Raw genomic sequence first — 17532 nt, forward strand, 5'->3', positions numbered from 1 at the left:
CATCTGCTTGACGGGCTTTTTTATCTGAATCTATGGCAAAACTACCAGATTACGTGTCAATTCTGCTTGAGGGTTTTGGTGAGCGCTTTGACCCATCTGTGAAGCGCACCGAAATGGAGCGCGGTCCTGTGAAGCAGGAGGTGCTGAACTCGCAGGTGATGGTCGAGACAGAAGCCACTCTTTTCTTTCGCGGCAGGGAGGATACCGTCAGTTTTGACAGTTGGTACTTCGACACCATACGCCGTGTGGGGTGGTTTGATGTGTATGACCATCGTTACCGCGTCACGCGTCCGATGCGCTTTAAGGGTGGAGACATTGGCACGTTGATCCCGCTGACGGGTGGTTTTCACTATGCCGAGCGCACGGTGACTTTGGAGTACATGCGATGACGATCACTAGAGAGTTTCGCCGAAACCGGCAAAGAGTGACAGACCCAGATGGCGTGGTGGTGCTGGTGGAGGTGGCGCACTCCTCTTTTTCAGCCCCGTTTCGGTTGGCCAACGATACCAAGGCCTGGGTCAGCCGAGGCGTCACGTATGTTGGATACCCATTTCAGTTCACGCTTCCCGACTCGGGCGAAGGCGAGAGCCCCAAAATGGTGCTGGAAATGGCTAACACAGGCGGTGACATACTGCGCGAGTTAGAGTCCATCAGGGAGCCTGGTGAAGAGGTGTGGTGCAACATCATCATGATTGACCGTGCCATGCCAGATGTGCACGCCATGAAATTGAGCCTTCCCATTTCTGTGGTGGCCGTGGACAGCTCAAGCATTTCGGCCAGGCCGTCCATGGATTCGATTCTGAACCGTTCTGCGGTGACGCTGCGATACGACAAGCGTACGGCGCCGGGGATTTTTCAATGATCAAGCTGGTGAATCAGTTTGTTGGCAGGCCACATCGTGCAGATAGCTACGACTGCGCTGACTTGGCCATCGACGTTGCTCGGGAGATATTTTCCCGTGAGGTTGTTTTGCCTGCCGCCAGGCCGCGCCCACGTGGTCAGCGAGGGCAGGCATTGGCAATTCAAGCGATGGCTGATGAATTGGCGATTGAGGTCATTGAGCCGCGTGATGGGGATTTGGTGTTGATGCAAAGCGCTGGGCAGGATCTGCCAGGGCACATTGGTACGTATTTCTTTCTCAATTATCAGCCCTACGTGTTGCATACCTCGGTTTCGCTAGGGTACGCGAGTTTGCATAGGCTGTCGGCCTTGCCCATGTTGAGTTTGCGGGTCGTTGGGTTTTATCGCTGGAAAAATCAAAATGAACAGAATTGATGAAGGGCGGCTGGTTGTTACCCCGCACCCATTGACCCTTGAGGGGCAGACAAATACCCCAGCAGATTTGAGAGCAGGCGAAAGCCTGCTTTCTTTTTTGGAGCGCCACGTTCCGAACCTGCAGGTGTGCAAGTATGCGGTATCCATCAACGGGTGTCCTATTGCTCCCGAGCACTGGGCGCGTGTAAAGCCTAAGCACGGCACAGTCATTGCGGTTCGCTCGGTCGTGGAGAAAGAGGCCTTGCAACTGGTAGCCATCGCTGCGTTGGCTTACTTCACATTCGGTATCGGGTCGGCTGGTGGTCTTATTGCTGCTAAGTTTGGGACGCTCGCGGCCACAGCGGTATTCATGGGTGGCTCTTTGCTCATCAACAAAGTGCTGGCCCCTTCCGTGCCCAAGGTTGATAGCGTTGATTTCGGTCGTGAGCCGGTATACGCCATCGCGCCTGGCAATAATGCTGCGCGCCAGCATGAGGCCTTGCCGCTGTTGTTGGGAGAGCTTCAGTACGCGCCTGATTATGCAAGTCTGCCCTATACCTGGTACGAGGGCGATGAGCAACTCTTAGGTGCGATCTTCAATGCGGGCTTGAATGTGGACCGTTTTGAAGGTGCGCTACTAAATGGTAATACCGATTTGGGAGACTATCAGGATGTGCATGTATGGACCCGTGGGTTTACTGGCATGCCCGATCAAAGCATACCGTTATTCACTAACCCTGATGCGACTGATGGTGGTGAGTTGGGAGCAGATGGTGGGTGGGTGACCCGCACCACCTCTGCTGATACGGTGCGTATTCAGTGTGACTTTGAAATCCAGCTCTATGGGCAGGGCAGTAAAGGCATGCAAAGCCGTGATCTGATGCTTGAAGGGCGGTATCGTCGTGTCGGCCAGAGCGAATGGACTGCAGTGCCATCGGTGTACCTGCAGAATAGAACAGTTAAGCCGCTGCGTCGCACCGAGAATATTTCTGTCGAGTTGGGGCAGTATGAGGTGGCCTGGCGCAATGCCAGTGGTGGCAGTAGTGATGATGCCAAAACCGTACGTAATGCGACCTGGACACAGTTGAAAAGTATTCGGCCCGACGATGGTGATTACGCTGGCCAGTCTCGCATCGGCGTTCGGATAAAGGCCACAGGCCAACTCAATGGCAGCTTGAAGGAGATCAAAGGTCGGTTTCTGGCCCGTGCTATGCCTATTTGGAACGGCCATGCCTGGACCCAGGCGACGACTGTGGAGAATGGTCTGTCCAATCCAGGCGCACAAATCTTGTTATTGGCGCGGGGCATTTACGTAGATGATTCTGATGCCCCAGGTGGTCGTCGTCTTGTCGCTGGCATGGGTTTGCCGGATGATCAGATTGATATTGAAGGTCTTAAAGCCTTCATGCTGCATTGCACGGCCAACAATTTGCGACACGATGCGCTGATTAACGATGACCGCAGCAACGTGGATCTACTCAATCAGGTGGCCCGATGTGGTTTGGGATCCTTTGGTTTTTTTAACGGTAAATGGGGCGTGGTGTGGGCATGGGATAACCAACCGTTGGATGGGGTGGTCAACATGGCCACCATCAAAAAGGCTACGTTCCAGGTCAGTTATGAGCTGGCTAGTGCTGCCGACGGTATTGTTTATTCGTACCTGAACCGCGAGACTTGGGAGCAAGATTCGATCTATGTGTATGCCCCAGGTAAGACCGTCATGCTAAACCCCGTGCGCATAACGGGCGATGGGGTTACCACAACGGAACATGCTGCAGTCATGGCACGCTTTCACTTGGGTCAGTCGCTGTATCAGTTTAAAGATATTCAGTATGAAACTGATCTGGAGCACCTCGATTATCAGCGTATGTCTGTGTTGGCCATCAGTCACGATATGACTCAGTGGGGTTTTGGTGGACGCCTTACTGCGGCTGCGCGAGATGAGCAGGGCATTGTTACGCTGCGACTAGATGCCCCTGTGCCGGATGAGTCTGTCCATGGCGTTGGGGCTGCTGAACCGTTTATCGGTCTGCGCATTCCTGGCGAGTCTATTTACCGCGTTTTCCGGGTGGTGCGGCCGAGTGCGGGCGCCGTAACGTTGCAGCTTAAAGACCCATGGCCCGAGGATGCGTTATTTCCCGGTGAAGATGGGGATAATCCGGCGCATGATACGCTTTGGTTCTACGACTTTAAGCCTACGCCGGGTGCGCGAGTCCGCGTGGCTGGGATGCAAATGCAGACCGGTTTGGGTGGTGCGCAGGTTGCTGTTGTGCCCGAGTCTGATGAGTTCTGGGACTATGTGATCAATGGGGCATACGAGCCAGCCGGTAGCGATAGCGAGCTTTCGCGAGATGAAACGCCGGTAGTGCACAGCTTGCGTGTGACTGAGCAGCAAACTGCACAAGGAAATACGCAGTTTACTGAGCTGACGATCACCTTTGATGCTCGTGGGGAGCTGGCGTCTGCAGAGATTTGGGCGGGGCCGGAGGGTCATGAACTCTCCCATGTTGCGGACACCTTCACTCGTCAGGCGACTTTCCGCATTGATGTGGCTGGGAATTGGATGGTGCAAGTACGTCCGATGGGCCATACCCGTGCAGGCCCGGCAGCGAGCATTTTCTATGTGACGCAAGTCACGGATCTGCCGCCCTGGAATTATGACTCTTTGCTGATTACAGAAATTGCTGGCGGGTTGCGTCGGTATGCTTTTGAGTATTTGGAGAATGACCCACCTTTTGATTTGGCCGGCGCCGAGATTCGCTACATAACAGGAAAGCATGCTGCGCCTAATTGGGATGCAATGACGCCATTGGGAAGCGGCTTTCACACGGCGACGTTTGAGAGTGTCCTGCCTCAAGAGGGGGATTGGACTTTTGCGTTGCGTGCCCGCAATACGTCTGGACAGCTCTCTACAGATGCGCTTATCCGTACCGCAAAGCTGGGCAAGAACTTTGACCAGGTGCAAACCAAAGATAAGACGCCTCCACCTACGGTAAAGGACTTGTCGGCGGTCGCGAGCTTGGGAACAGTAATTGTGAGTTGGAGCCCTGCTGCGTATGAAACGGGGCATGGCCATGCCCGTACGATTGTTTATGCCGCACAAGGCGCTACCTCTACCGTATCGTCGGCAAAGCCTGTGGCTGAGTCACATCACGGTCCTGTCTCGTTTAGCGCTGGGTTGGGTGAAACATGGCGAGTATGGGCCAAGCATGAGAGCGTAGACGGTGTGCTCTCTAGCGCATACGCTGGTCCCGTTAATGTCACGCTGGGTAAAGTGGGCGATGCGGATCTGGCGGAGGATCTGGATCTGGCCAAGCGTTTGGCTGAAGGCTCAGTCACAGCGGAAAAGCTGGCTGATGGTGCGTTGACTGAAACAAAGTTCGCCCAAGGCGTGGAGCCAGTCAGGATTATTCCTGATTCGGGAGCGTTGCCCACCGCAAAATCGACGTCAAGCGTGCTCTGGAAGGGTGCGCTGTATGTCTGGAGCGCCGCATCGAAGAAGTACGAGAAGGCGGTGGCTGATGTCGCGCCCGAGTCGCTCGGGCCAGACAAGTTCTTGCCTGGCATAGAGCCAGTGACCACGATCCCCGACAGTGGCCAATTACCTACTTCCAAGGTGACGACTACTGTTGCTTGGGAAGGCGTCCTGTACGCATGGAATGCTGCGACTAAAAAGTACGAGAAGGCGGTGGCTGATGTCGCGCCCGAGTCGCTCGGGCCAGACAAGTTCTTGCCTGGCATAGAGCCAGTGACCACGATCTCCGACAGTGGCCAACTACCTACTTCCAAGGTGACAACCACTGTCTCCTGGAAAGGCGTTTTGTACGCGTGGAATGCCGCGACCAAAAAGTATGAAAAGGCGGTGGCGGATGTTGCACCGCAGTCGATTGGGCCGGACAAGTTCTTGCTTGGTACAGAGCCGGTTACGGTCATCGCCGATAACAAGCCACTGCCGACCGTAAAGTCGACATCGAGCATCGTTTGGAAGGGCAAGCTGTACCGGTGGGATGGCACCGAGTATGTGTCGAGTGTCGATGCGGATGATATTGCTGGCAAGATCACCGATCAGCAGATCGCAGATATGAGTGCAGCAAAGCTTACGGGGGAAATTGCAGGCACTCAGATTGCTGATAACGCGATCCAGACTCCGCATCTTGCAGCGGGATCGGTGGCAACTGAGAAAATTGCGGCAGGTGCTGTGATTGCGTCTAAGTTGTTTGTGGGCGCAAATGGCAATCTGATCCCGAACGGCGCCGGGGAAATGGGACTTGACCAGGCCAAACTTGGCTGGCCGCCTCGATTTGTAGTGGATGAGAACAGTGCTCCGGAGGGTTTGCCCTGGTCTTACTGCTCCCCTGCAGGAGAAACTGGCACGAGGGATTCCACCTTCGATCCTATCCCGGTAGAGCCTGGGGCTGAGTATCAGATCACGATCTGGGCCATGGCCGATCGGGCTGATAGCCGCGTTTATATAGAAGGGCGGAATCAGTCAGGTGCACATGCCTTTACTAAGTCCAAAGGGGATGGCTCGGGTGTTTATGTGCTTTCCAATCGGATCGTACCCACGAGCTGGACGCGGTTTTCAACAACGGTAACGATCAGCGATGGCACTACGCATTTGCATCGCTTTCGCTACTACATCAACCACACCAATGGGGTAGAGAGAGGGGCGGCACAATCCTTTGCTGGGCTGACCATGGTCAAGCGGGCGACGGGTGAGTTGATTGTGGATGGTAGTGTCACCGCAGAAAAAGTGGCTGCTAATGCTATTACCGCTGATCATTTGTCTGCCAACGCTGTGACTGCAGCAAAGGTGGCAGCAGGAGCTATTGCGGCGGAGCATTTGGCGGCAGGCGCAATTACTGTGGGAAAGATCCACGATGGTGCCGTTACTGGAGACAAAATTGCTGCTACGACGATCACGGGTGACAAGATCGTGACGGGCGCTATCACTGCAGACAAGGTGGCGGCCAATGCCATTTCCTCTGAGAAGATCGCCGCAAATGCAGTTGATGCTGCCAAAATCGCTGCCGGTGCTGTTAACGCGAGTCATATTGCTGCCGATTCGATCACGGCGGAAAAGCTGGTGGTTTCTTCACCCACGAACTTGATTCCTGACACTTACGGATGGACAGATCGAGCTAATGGGGTTTCTTGGCGTCGAGTGGGGTTTTCCTTTAACACCACCAGTGGCTCTGCTTGGTTGCAGCATAAGAGATCAGTGGTGCTGGATACCCTGTTTGAGATTCGGGCGGGGACGCGATACCTGTTTTCTGTCGAGATGACTAGCCAGACGGATGGGGCGCGGCAAGTGTTTGAGGTTGTAAAAGAGGACGGCTCACCATTCTCGCCGCGTCGTTTTTTGGGCTCTTTCGCCACTTCTTCGGACGATTATCGCTTGTATACGAACGAGGTCGAGTTCGATACATCGGAAAGAGTGCGTCTTAAGGTGTTCGCCAATGACAATCAAGCTGCGTCCACAGGCGGCTATATGTGGATCAGAAACCCCTCGTTGCGGGCCATGGCGCAAGGGGAGCTCATTGTTGATGGAGCGGTAACTGCTCAAAAGGTGGCGGCCAGTGCGATCACGGCTGATCACTTGGCAGCAAATTCTGTGACCGCAGCAAAGGTGGCAGCAGGAGCAATTGCGGCCGAGCATTTGTCCGCTGGTGCAATTACGGTGGGGAAGCTCCAGGATGGTGTTGTTACTGGTGACAAGATCGCCGCGACGACTATCACGGGTGACAAGATTGTCACGGGAGCCATTACAGCGGATAAGGTAGCTTCGAATGCTGTGACGGCTGACAAAATTGCCGCGAACTCGATTACTGCGGCGAAGATTTCAGCAGGGGCTGTTGGCGCTGAACAGATTGCTGCAAATGCGATCACTGCGAAGCACTTGGTCGTGGCCGATCGATCGAACTTGCACCCTGATCCTACCGTATCACTGGGTGGGGAAAGTGCGCTCTGGTCTATCCCCTCCTGGGTCGCTGCAGTACCGGCTGGTACATCGACTGTTGGTTGGGGGTTTAGCGGGGGAGTCTTGCGTGCAACAGCGCCGAACCCAGGCACTGCGTGGGGTGGCCCCTTTTTGCGTGCCGGGAATATTGAGCTGCAGGGCGGTCAGGACTATGTTTTGTCCTTCCGGCACCGGCGGTTCAATGCTGGAACCTCGGTATTCAGAACGATCGTGTATTTCTATGACGCCAACGGTGAGCATATTTCCGGGGCAAATGTTCTGCTAAATCACACAACAAGTTCTGCGGTGCCTCAGGATGTGGTCCTGCCTGTCACCACGCCAGCAAAAGCGGCAACTATGCAGATTTATTATCAGCAGTACCCGGAGACCAGCACATCGGGCTTTATTGTTGGTGATTTCTTTCTGCGTCGTGCGGCTTCCGCAGAGTTGATTGTTGATGGTGCTATTACGGCTGATAAGCTGGCTGCCGGGTCGGTGGTGGCCGGAAAATTGGCGGCTAATAGCGTGGCCGCAAGCAATATCGCGGCAGGTGCCATTACCGCCGATAAGCTGGCGGCGGATTCGGTAACGGCAACGAAAATTGCGGCAGGGAGCGTAAATGCTAGCAAGATTGAAGCCAATGCAGTGACCGCTGACAAGCTGGCCGCAAATAGCGTGATCGCGGCCAAACTGGCTGCTAACTCAGTGACTGCGGACAAGTTGGCCGCGACTTCCGTAACGGCCGAAAAGCTGGCAGCTAATAGCGTTACTGCTGTAAAGGTTGTGGCTGGCTCTATTACGGCAGATAAGCTGGCGGCAAAGAGCGTCACAGCCGACAAAATGGCGGTTGGGAGTATTACAGCGGCAAATGGGGCGATAGCTGACGCTGCCATCGCGAGCGGCAAGATTCGGAATGCAGCAATCAAAACAGCCCATATTGGTCATGCTGAGGTGGACACGCTACGTATTGCCGGGCACGCTGTGACTATTCAGTCTGTTGTATCAGTGCCATCCGAACGGACGGGCGGCGCTATTATGGAGCGGTATTTTGAGATGTACGTCAGCTACCCATATCCGACCGAATGTTGCCTACTTTTAGGAATTTCAGGGCTGTTCGATGGGGTAGGCTCCGATCAACTTGAGCGATGGGGGGCTTATACAGAAGTAACCGTAAACGGGCAGATAGCCACACGATCTGGCCTCGGCGCTGCGATTGGGAAAATTGACTTACCAGCTGGGTCGCATGTTATTCAAGTTCGACAGGAGCGGGGAGCGCGGGGCTCGCTGGGTTTTAGCTATTTTTCCGAAGCAACGTTAGTCGCATTAGCGACGATGAGGTAAATAATGGCTGTCATTTCTTTGTTTAAAGATGGACGTTTTCATCATGTGGTATCTGGACCTGATAAGTACGTAATTCAACCAACATTGAAGCATTGGGATGGGGGGTGGGCGCCTGGGAAGTTGGATGCCTCTTGGTGGTTCTATGGAGGCGAAGCGCGCCCACGTAGGGTATGCCCAGTTTTCGTTGAAGGCTTGACGCTGCGGGATGTTCGGCCTGGCAGCGTGATCATGATCGAAGGGCGGCAGTATGAATGCCCTGAGGGCGGCGATGTTGAGCTGTCTTTTCAGCACCCTGGCGTGTATGAGATTACGGTTTCTCGCTGGCCATATTTAGATGGGAGCTACACAGTTGAAAATCCACCACAAGCCAAACAACCACGCTGAGCGTCGACGCAGAGAATACCCCGATATCGGGGAACAGCTCGATGCCGTGTACAAGCTAGCTCGCCATATACAGGAGCAAGGCCAGCAGCTACCAGCGGACGTAGAGCAGTGGGTGGCTCAGTGTCGAGCCGTTAAAGAAAAGTATCCAGCCGCTTGAGAAGCGGTTTTTTTTATGGAGCGTGATATGCCATTGGCTATTTTTACAAAGAACATGATGACTGACGGTGGGCCCGCCAAAGCCCAGTCGATTGGGCGTGTTTCTACCGAGCGCGGTAGCGTGGGCTGGACTGTGCAGGTTGATCATCATGGCACCCAGGAGCAGGCCGAGCGGCAAGCGGGGGTGGTTTGGCAAACGTATTACATGATGCCGTTTGATGTCGACTTTGGCGGTCAGCCCTATCAAGCTGCGGCAGCTTGGCTCATTGCTAACGAGTCAGTGTTCTCTGGGGGTGTGCCATTAGCGACAGGCGAGCAAACACTGATTGAAGAGCCAGCCGCCTAAGCGGCTTTTTTTACGTCTGCTGCTTTTGCAGCATATCAACAGCACAAAAGGGAGAGGAAATGGAGCCGACATCTAGCGCGGTATCGGCAGGAGCGGCAATGGGAGCAGTGGCAACTTGAGTTCGGGGACAGGCACCGTGCTAAATCAGTTCAAGCCGGACGAGTTCCTGCTTGGCCAAGCGACGTCTTGGGCATCACGCTCAGGTCTGTTCGGGGTGCTGACTAAGTTGGTCGTCTATCCACGATTCCTGAGCCCGGCTGAAATTAAAGCCCTGTCATCGTCCTGGATTTAGGTCTTTTGCTCATTGCTCTGATAGTGCATTTTTTATCGGTGTAACCGATATGGAGTCGCTGAGAGTAGGTGTGGAAGGAAAGGCAGAGGTGTAGAACAAATGATTGAAAACAGTTATACTGTTTTTATGAACAGTATTTATTAAATGGACGTTAGTCTGTTTATCTAGCCGTGGACGTAGTTTTTGTTTACATTCGGAATGGATATTCATTCAAGTGGAGCAGCTACGTGGCAAAACGTGTGAGTGTGAATTTTTTTTCATTAGTACGATGTGGCTTTTATCGATATCGTGACGACAACCCTGTGTTTGGTAATTTATCCGAAATCTTGAGGCATTTGTCGGACTGGGGACGCGGAAGAAGCTTATGGCAAACAAAGTTAGCTGATGCTGGTGAAGATGATGAGCATATGCCTGTATATCTCTTGGGGGTACAGGAGCTAACAAATGGGGAGTTTATTTTTGCTACATGGAATGAAGTCCATCAAGAGGATGGGAACGTAATTTCTATTGGCATGGATACTCAAGTTGGGGAGGTTCCGGAGGTACATGCCAATGAAATTGTAGAAAATACAATCCCAGGCTACGCGACTTATTACTGGGCCCTCCCTGAGCAAGGTGTTATTGCTACTGTTAGGGTTGATAGTAGGGTTGCCGCTAAAAATGCCATGACACATTATATAGAGCGGTTCATGGCCATAGAAAGCGGGTATGTCCGTCGTGAAGAGGACGATATCGTAGGTTATGGTCCGCTTGGGAATGAGACGGATTGGTTCGTAAAAATAAGGCCTAGATTTCGTGTGCAGCCGTACTCTAAAGGTGGTGAGTTAGAGTTTATTCGACAAAATCAGACAAATATTTTTCGGGTCCATAAAGTAGCAAAATTAGATGGAACAGTTCAGATTGATGAAAATATGTTCCAAGCCGCAATGAGGTTTTTCCGAGGAAACGAGCGTCGCCAAGTGGGGTTTGAGAAAAAGATTAATTTAGCTCTTGACTTTACGCCTAGTCCTGAAGAGCTAGACGACATCATTCGAGCGCAAGAGGAAGAGGTTGGTGGTGAACGCTGGGAGGATGTAGGGTTCGAGATCCGAGGTTTAGCTGGACAGCCATTTTGGATAAGTAAATCAATAGCAAAAGAATCATTCGAGACTGATAATCTGAATGATTCTATGGGTGTTATTCCACTTGAAGAGATAGCTCATGTGTTAAGACAAAGAAGATCCATGCTTTTGAGCGTTTTAGTGGAGAGTTAAAATTATGAGAGCAATCGTATATCTAGCATTAGGTTTAGCTGGGCTTGGTATGCTGATTGCTGCATGGGTATATGGGCAGGCGATACCTTTTGCTGAGCAATGGCCTCTTTATGAGGCCCTTAGGAATACTGCAGCAATTATTTTTGCGGTGGTGGGTGCTTGGTTAGCAATAATTTACCCTGATAGACTTCGCTTGTCTTTTAGAGAGTCGGAGAGAGAGGCAGAGAGTGTATCTAACCTATCTTTATTGCTCACACCGGCAATCATGTCGACTGGAATATTGGTGATACTGCTTTTAGTCGGTGTGATTGCTCCAATGCTGCGGCAAGTAGAGCTTTTGTATAGTTATCTACCTGTGATGCGTGGGGCTTCATTTGTTTTACTGGTGTTTTTAACTCTTTGGCAGGTGGTTATTGTAGTTATAGCTATTATTCCGGCAGATTTGCTCTTGGGAAAGGAAGCGGAGGATAAAGTTAAACACAAGGTTCAAAACAGTTATGGTCAATTGCACAAAAGAGCGACTGGGAAAGCAAAAGATGCCGAGGGCTAGTTAGTTGCATTTGTCTAGGGATTTTTAAGCCACTCACACGAGGTGGCTTTTTTTACGTCTGCTGCTTTTGCAGCGCTTCACGGGAGACAGCTATGCCGACCGTTATCAAGGGGAAAAGAGTGGAACCAACAAGCGGAGCTGGTGCAGGTTGGGCAGCGGTAAAGGTGGCCATCGCGTTTGGGGCGCCAGCAGCGATCGCTGCGCTTATTGGCATGTTGATTATGCCGCCCAGGACGGTACGGGAGTTCATCAGTCGTACAACATGTACGGTGTTGAGCTCATTCATTCTGGGGCCGCTGTTGACTATTTGGGTGATCACCTGGCAGCCGGGCTTATTGGCGCAAGCTGTGCAGGTGGCCGCACATACTGGGGTCGCCGAGGATCTGCACAGTCTCATGGGCCTTTTCTATGTGATGGGACCGTGCATGCTGATAGCAGGGCTTCCTGCCTGGTGGGTGTTGGGAGCTTGGGTGCGCTGGGCGCAGCGAATGCAGGAGCAGGGCATTCCAAACTGGATTGCTGAAATGAAGATGAAGGTTTTGGGGAAGTGAAATGCAGAAATTGATTGATGTGATTCTGGGCCTGTTGGCCCTTTTTTTTCGTCCGGAGAAAGTGGAGGCTGTGCCGGCATCCGTCGAGACCAAGCCGCTGCGTCGGCTCGCCTGGGGCCGCAAGGTATCTCAGGCGTTCCGTGATCGTCTGTTCGAGATCTGCCAGATCCTGGGCGTAGAGCCAGACTACCTGATGGCGTGCATGGCGTTTGAGTCAGCTGAGACATTCAGCCCGTCGATTAAGAACGCTGCTGGCAGTGGGGCGACAGGTCTGATTCAGTTCATGCCGAACACTGCCAAGGGCCTGGGCACGACGACAGCGGCACTGGCAATGTTGACGGCCGAGCAGCAGCTTGAATGGGTGTTGGCGTATTTCATGCCATACAAAGGCCGACTCAAGACGCTGGCCGATGTCTATATGGCGATCTTATGGCCAGCGGCCATTGGCAAGGCTGATGGCTGGACGCTGTGGGATAAAGCCAGCCGACCCACGACTTACCGACAGAATGCGGGTCTTGACCTGAATAAGGACGGCAAGATCACAAAAGCCGAAGCGGCGGCCAAGGTGCTGGCCAAGTTGGAGCGCGGGCGCCAAGCGCAGTTTCAGTGGGAGGGCACATGATCGAAGCCATCATTGCCCAGGTCTGGCCCTACGTGCTGGGCTTGTTCGCGCTCGCTGCCGGTTGGTTCACAGCCAGGAGGGTGGGGCGTCAGGAGGGGCGCAGTGAAGCGGTGCAGAAACAGTATCAAGCGGACATGGCCGCAGTGGAGGTAGGACGTGATGCAGCTGAAACGATCGAGCGCCTTGATGATGATGCTGTGCGTGATCGCGCTCGTAAGCGGATGCGGGACACCGAGAGGCGGTAGCTACTGCGCTGCTGCGCAGCGGCCGTTTCAGTGGCGCTCTGATGCGGAGATAGACGCAACGCCGGTACGAGTGTTGCGATATGTTGAAACGGAGGCGGAGACGTGGGCTAGGCTATGTGGAGTTAGGCTCTGATACTTTCCGTGCTTATCCAATATTGAATGTCGGTGGCCGATTGTTTTTGCTCACATAGTCCCAAATTAAAGCCCGTTCAACAAACTTAATGTACGCGTGACTCTGATGAGTGTTATCCAGGTTGACCGGCAGAATGGACACCCATAGATTTTTGGCTTCAAGGGGTGAGGGAAATGACTTGCGGAAACTGACCCCGCCTGAGTGACCGAGGCGGTCGCTCGTACATGACCGCTCAAAGGATGACAATCTTTTGAGTAAAGTTTGTCTTGTAGTCTCTCCAATGTAAATTAGAGAGTCTTGGGTTTCTCTGTAGGACGCGGGCTGATCGTCACTGAGTGCTAATAAGTAGACCCCAGGAGCTTTAATCCCTTGGATGGTTCGTCGTTCGTTCAGGAGAACCCAGCTAGAAAACTGATTCTTAATTTCTTCAATTGAAATGTGGGGCATGCGTAGGTCAGCCGCTTGACTGCTAAATTGAGGTTGGGTGATCGGTATTTGGCACTTGGTATTTCACATTGTTCACTTGTCTGGTGACGGGTGCCACTGAAATGTAGTCTATGGTCGGTTCGTTCCCCGCGTCGCAAGCGAAAAAAAAGCCCGCCACAAGGGCGGGCGGTTGCAAGGTGTATAGGTGTCGATTCGGTCTGTTGATGGAGCGGCAGATACTCTGTAGAAGCACTTTCACTTTTGGGGGCATGGATGGGGGTATGAGGCCCGATCTTGAAAGAGGAAGCTTAAGCATAACAACAGACTAGCGAAACACCCCCGTTCCAGTACTGCCTACCAAAATACATACACACAGCTCCAGGCTGTGCCAAGAAAAGCCCCAAAGATCAATGCTTTGGGGCTTTTTTGTTGCCCAGCGTTCCAAGCTGCGCCAAGCCTCGCCAAGGTATTTTGGGGGCATGGCTATTTTGATGCTCTCTCCAGCTATTCATTCAAGTAGTCCGACCACCATGGCATAAGCCCATGACGCTCTGCCATGTACTGAGCATGGTTGTAGGCACGACGTACCTTGTTGCGATCACGGTGTGTCAGCTGACGCTCAATCACCTCTGAGCGAAAACCGCTTTGCTCGCATCAAAGCTGCCGATCGATGGCTTTGCCAAAGCCCTTGGGGTGGATGGCAAACGGTTCATGCCGTCGTTGATTGTTGATGATGGACTGGACCCAGCCAAGCGCGATGAGAATCGGAGTCTCCTGGGTTATCCGAAGAGATCGGCATTTATAACTACGCGGGTAGACGGTGGGACATATATGGACCCAGCAGATTAGTTGACTGATAAAGAGGTGGAGCGCCTAGATCACGAAATAAAGGGCATTCACCCTGAGTACCGGGCCCTCTTAACAGCGCACTATGTACGGCCCAGTGTTGTTAAGCTGAAGCTTGAGCGACTGGCTATCTCACGCGCCCTGTATTTTTTCGTTTTGAGTTCGCAACGAAGCAACTGACCTTTCAGACAGGGCACTTAGAATACGGTAGGCAGGTAGCTAGTAACGCTCTCACAGAGAGTGGGTATTTGGAAATATAAATAACCTTTAAGGTTGAATGGTTATTCGTTTTTTGCATTATAAAACTCAAGTACAATTTTTATAGTATTAATAATCAAGGAGTAGTTCTGGTGGGTATGGAAACGGACATAAGCAGTCGGCTCAGCCCGAATGCACCGTCTTTTAGGCCTTAAGCAGAAACTTACTCTGCCACATCCTAAAGGACTGAAAGGATGTGGCAATCTTTGGCGGCTGGGCTGCACCGCTAAAATTTTCCCACACTAAGACAATCAATATGCATTTTTTGCATGTTGGATCCTGCTCGTCCATGCCGGGCGCTCGCCTGGCTATTCTCTCGCCTAGAAGCCTTGCCTGTACTTTGGGAGGTTGAAGTGTCTTTTTTAGGATTGTTCACACGCCGATTTTTGGCGGCAAGGAGGTATTTTAGTGACGGGGAAAAGTTAGGTGCGACAGGCAAAGGCATGCTTGGCCGTACAAGAATGTCACTGCAATGTCGCCAGTCAGATCAAGCGGTCGTTAGGCGCTTGGTTCACAGTTGGGCTATTACCCAAGGAATGGCAATAAGCCATACAGAGGTTTGTCCTCGGGGCAAAAGTGACTTGGTGGCTATGTGCTTTACCATTGAATACCGCCCTAGGCAGCGCCAGAATCTTTTGCGTTTTGCTCAAGAAGCCTCGGAGCATCCTCTAATCTTTAAGCCCAAATTTGGGCGTTATGACGATGCGTAGGCGTACGGCGGACATGCAGCAGCCTGCTTTTCCCAGATGCAGGGCTCTCTGCGCCCTTGCTTGTGAGTCTGCTGTGATTCTCTGTTTCAATGCACCACGCTATATGGCTGGGGATCCTCGTTTCCGATGACCTGGAGGAAGTCCATTTTTGTGGGCTCTCATCTGGAGATGTGTCGATGAATGAGAGGAGTTCGAAAGACTTATGGTTATCAAGAGTCGATCGGTGATCTCACGCACATGAGTTGCGTTGTGGTGCAGCGAGAAGTGTATGCATTATGTCCTCAAGGATTTGCTTTTTGTCTTAGTTTCGATAGGAGGTTTTCTGTGTCTTTACTGGGTGCTTAGGAAGGCTGACGAGTTTCTCAGTAGACACACTGACAGCAAACGAAGGAAGTGAGCTAAGGCTCAGCGTGATAGCTTGGCCATCCTGCAGTATTTCGAGAGTTGTTCGTTGGAAGCATATTGGGATACTGACGGCAAAGTATGGATAATCGGCTGGGGTGACGCAGGACCAGACGTGGCGGAAGGTCTGCGTATTACCCAGGCCGAGGCTGATGAATGCCTGAAGCGCCGACTAGCTTGCGAATTCGTGCCAGGTGTTCTGAAAGCCCTGAGTCGTCCTGCGAACCAGGCCCAGCTTGATGCCATGGTGGACCTGGCCTACATCATCGGCGTCTCGGCATTTCAAGGTTTTACGCTGGTGCGCTTGTTCAATGCCGGCGACCAGGCTGGCGCTGCAGAGCAGTCCTGATAAATGGCGCATTTCCAGTACCTATGGTTTGAAATGCGTTCATTGTCAGCTTGATCCGAAGCCGATTCCTCATGCTCTATTTCCGCGTGGCCCATCCTGGGTACACCCAGGAGCTGGCAAAGAACTTCTCAGGCTGATTCGATAGGGCAGTGGGTTAGCTTCAGAGCATCAAGCTCGCAAAGGTAGCCTCAGGGCGCCAGGCAGCCGACACCGCCATTAGAATGTTTGTAGAGCCGCTTGGAGGGCGTGATGAGGCTGCGCAAGCCTGTGCAGCAGGGGCTGAACGTAGACGTTTAGCTGTATAAATTGCGGTTTGACCTGACAGAATGTGTTAGATCATGAATGCCGCAGTTCGACCCAAAGCGGATGACGCTCAGCTGCATCCAAAGGTGGTTCTCCATTCGCTGGGACTGACTTGATTTCTGCGTTTGAAGTGCTGACGCAGTGAGGTAGGGGTTTGAAATCCGACCAAATCAGAGATGGTTTCCACAGGCAAAGAGGTGCTCTCCAGCAACTCTCGTGTGCGTTGCAGGCGTTCGTTGATTAACCATTCTTTAAATGACATGCCGGTAGCCTTGCTGAAGTGGCGCGTGAACGTGCGCCGGCTCATAGCGGCGCGTTGTGCCAGCGCATCGACGGAGTGAGTCTGGTTCAGATGCTCGCGCAAATAGTCCAGCAACGGATTGATCCTGGCGTCTTGCGTTGAAGGGGCTACAGGTTGTTCAATAAACTGCGCTTGCCCACCTTCGCGGTGAGGCGGTACAACCATCATCCGAGCGACCTTGTTCGCCGTTTTTTGGCCGTAGAACTTGCGCACGATATAGAGGCAACAGTCCAAGCTCGCTCCTGTACCAGCAGATGTGATCAGGCCCTCATCATCTACATACAGCGCATTCATGTCTAACTGCACTTGCGGAAAGCGAAGCTTGAAATCTGGCTCCGCCATCCAGTGTGTGGAAGCGCGTTTTCCATCAAGCAAGCCGGCATAGGCCAGTGCATACGCGCCGTAGCACAGACCCACTATATGGGCTCCTCGCTGGCGAGCCTGGAGCAAGGCGGCTATCAACTTTGGCTCAGGACTTTCGTCCAGATCATGCCAACCGGGAATCACGACGATGTCTGCTTGCGTAAGCAACTCCAGCCCGCCATCGGGTTGAACAAGCAATGCGCGTTCGGCAGGCAATGCTGTGCCTCCCGGTGTGACGATCCTCAGGTCGAACAGAGCATGCTCAGGCAAAGGGGAGCTGAAAATCAAGTACGGCACACCAAAATGAAACGGGCTGAAATGCGGGTAAGTAACGAGAGCTACGAGGGGAAGTGGCTTTGACATGGCGTTAAAGTGCGTAGTGGCCTAAAACTTTCGAAGATTGCCTTAAAGGTCAATTCTAGAAAGAAGCTTGAGTTATCACAATAGAGGCTTCTTCAAATTCAATTCTGGTGGTTATGTATGTGCTC

13 protein-coding genes are annotated in these 17532 nt (G+C 52.6%); 12 read left to right on the forward strand and 1 reads right to left on the reverse strand.

The genetic code is table 11. From position 1 onward, the window contains the following. Window positions 1–53 precede the first annotated feature (53 nt). The 12 genes from CPY64_RS07320 to CPY64_RS07375 all read left to right on the forward strand — a co-directional run bounded on the left by CPY64_RS07320 (window position 54) and on the right by CPY64_RS07375 (window position 16077). A complete protein-coding gene (locus CPY64_RS07320; RefSeq protein WP_226791347.1) occupies window positions 54–389 on the forward strand; it encodes a hypothetical protein in 336 nt (111 codons plus the stop codon). Next, window positions 386–862 carry a DUF1833 family protein gene (locus CPY64_RS07325; RefSeq protein ID WP_042480225.1) on the forward strand — a complete coding sequence of 159 codons (477 nt, stop codon included), beginning with the start codon at window positions 386–388 and terminating at the stop codon, window positions 860–862. Before CPY64_RS07320 ends, CPY64_RS07325 begins: the two co-directional genes overlap by 4 nt. Next, on the forward strand, window positions 859–1275 hold the full coding sequence (locus CPY64_RS07330; RefSeq protein ID WP_042480227.1) for a hypothetical protein: 417 nt from the start codon (window positions 859–861) through the stop codon (window positions 1273–1275). The genes CPY64_RS07325 and CPY64_RS07330 overlap by 4 nt, the downstream gene beginning before the upstream one ends. Then, entirely contained in the window at window positions 1262–8554 is a 7293-nt protein-coding gene (locus tag CPY64_RS07335) for a hypothetical protein (protein ID WP_052362851.1), read from the forward strand. Before CPY64_RS07330 ends, CPY64_RS07335 begins: the two co-directional genes overlap by 14 nt. A 3-nt stretch (window positions 8555–8557) precedes the next feature. After that, window positions 8558–8938: a hypothetical protein gene (locus CPY64_RS07340; RefSeq protein WP_226791348.1), complete on the forward strand. Its 381-nt coding sequence runs from the start codon at window positions 8558–8560 to the stop codon at window positions 8936–8938. Between the two features lie 184 nt (window positions 8939–9122). Next, a complete protein-coding gene (locus CPY64_RS07345) occupies window positions 9123–9440 on the forward strand; it encodes a hypothetical protein (RefSeq protein ID WP_054513283.1) in 318 nt (105 codons plus the stop codon). A 519-nt stretch (window positions 9441–9959) separates the two neighbouring features. Beyond that, on the forward strand, window positions 9960–10985 hold the full coding sequence (locus CPY64_RS07350; protein WP_123794735.1) for a hypothetical protein: 1026 nt from the start codon (window positions 9960–9962) through the stop codon (window positions 10983–10985). 4 nt (window positions 10986–10989) lie between these two features. Further along, on the forward strand, window positions 10990–11535 hold the full coding sequence (locus tag CPY64_RS07355; protein ID WP_042480238.1) for a hypothetical protein: 546 nt from the start codon (window positions 10990–10992) through the stop codon (window positions 11533–11535). Window positions 11536–11627: 92 nt separating this feature from the next. Next, a complete protein-coding gene (locus CPY64_RS07360; RefSeq protein WP_035272441.1) occupies window positions 11628–12086 on the forward strand; it encodes a hypothetical protein in 459 nt (152 codons plus the stop codon). A 1-nt stretch (window position 12087) separates the two neighbouring features. Beyond that, a complete protein-coding gene (locus CPY64_RS07365) occupies window positions 12088–12708 on the forward strand; it encodes a transglycosylase SLT domain-containing protein (RefSeq protein WP_080723672.1) in 621 nt (206 codons plus the stop codon). Then, a complete protein-coding gene (locus tag CPY64_RS07370) occupies window positions 12705–12953 on the forward strand; it encodes a hypothetical protein (protein WP_042480240.1) in 249 nt (82 codons plus the stop codon). The genes CPY64_RS07365 and CPY64_RS07370 overlap by 4 nt, the downstream gene beginning before the upstream one ends. 2791 nt (window positions 12954–15744) lie before the next feature. Beyond that, complete coding sequence (locus CPY64_RS07375) at window positions 15745–16077, forward strand: lysozyme (RefSeq protein WP_080723673.1); 333 nt, start codon at window positions 15745–15747, stop codon at window positions 16075–16077. 373 nt (window positions 16078–16450) lie between these two features. Here CPY64_RS07375 and CPY64_RS07380 read toward each other — a convergent pair whose 3' ends face one another. Then, a complete protein-coding gene (locus tag CPY64_RS07380; RefSeq protein ID WP_042480243.1) occupies window positions 16451–17407 on the reverse strand; it encodes a GlxA family transcriptional regulator in 957 nt (318 codons plus the stop codon). Window positions 17408–17532 lie beyond the last annotated feature (125 nt).

Origin of the sequence: Alcaligenes faecalis, from assembly GCF_002443155.1 — a bacterium.
Classification (GTDB): Bacteria; Pseudomonadota; Gammaproteobacteria; order Burkholderiales; family Burkholderiaceae_B; genus Alcaligenes; species Alcaligenes faecalis.

What these genes read in the sequence shown, in the direction of transcription:
- CPY64_RS07335 (WP_052362851.1), top strand. Translation starts at nt 1,262, where the DNA reads ATGAACAGAATTGATGAAGGGCGGCTGGTTGTTACCCCGCACCCATTG.
- CPY64_RS07360 (WP_035272441.1), top strand. Translation starts at nt 11,628, where the DNA reads ATGCCGACCGTTATCAAGGGGAAAAGAGTGGAACCAACAAGCGGAGCT.
- CPY64_RS07345 (WP_054513283.1), top strand. Translation starts at nt 9,123, where the DNA reads ATGCCATTGGCTATTTTTACAAAGAACATGATGACTGACGGTGGGCCC.
- CPY64_RS07355 (WP_042480238.1), top strand. Translation starts at nt 10,990, where the DNA reads ATGAGAGCAATCGTATATCTAGCATTAGGTTTAGCTGGGCTTGGTATG.
- CPY64_RS07340 (WP_226791348.1), top strand. Translation starts at nt 8,558, where the DNA reads ATGGCTGTCATTTCTTTGTTTAAAGATGGACGTTTTCATCATGTGGTA.
- CPY64_RS07370 (WP_042480240.1), top strand. Translation starts at nt 12,705, where the DNA reads ATGATCGAAGCCATCATTGCCCAGGTCTGGCCCTACGTGCTGGGCTTG.
- CPY64_RS07380 (WP_042480243.1), bottom strand. Translation starts at nt 17,407, where the DNA reads ATGTCAAAGCCACTTCCCCTCGTAGCTCTCGTTACTTACCCGCATTTC.
- CPY64_RS07365 (WP_080723672.1), top strand. Translation starts at nt 12,088, where the DNA reads ATGCAGAAATTGATTGATGTGATTCTGGGCCTGTTGGCCCTTTTTTTT.
- CPY64_RS07325 (WP_042480225.1), top strand. Translation starts at nt 386, where the DNA reads ATGACGATCACTAGAGAGTTTCGCCGAAACCGGCAAAGAGTGACAGAC.
- CPY64_RS07330 (WP_042480227.1), top strand. Translation starts at nt 859, where the DNA reads ATGATCAAGCTGGTGAATCAGTTTGTTGGCAGGCCACATCGTGCAGAT.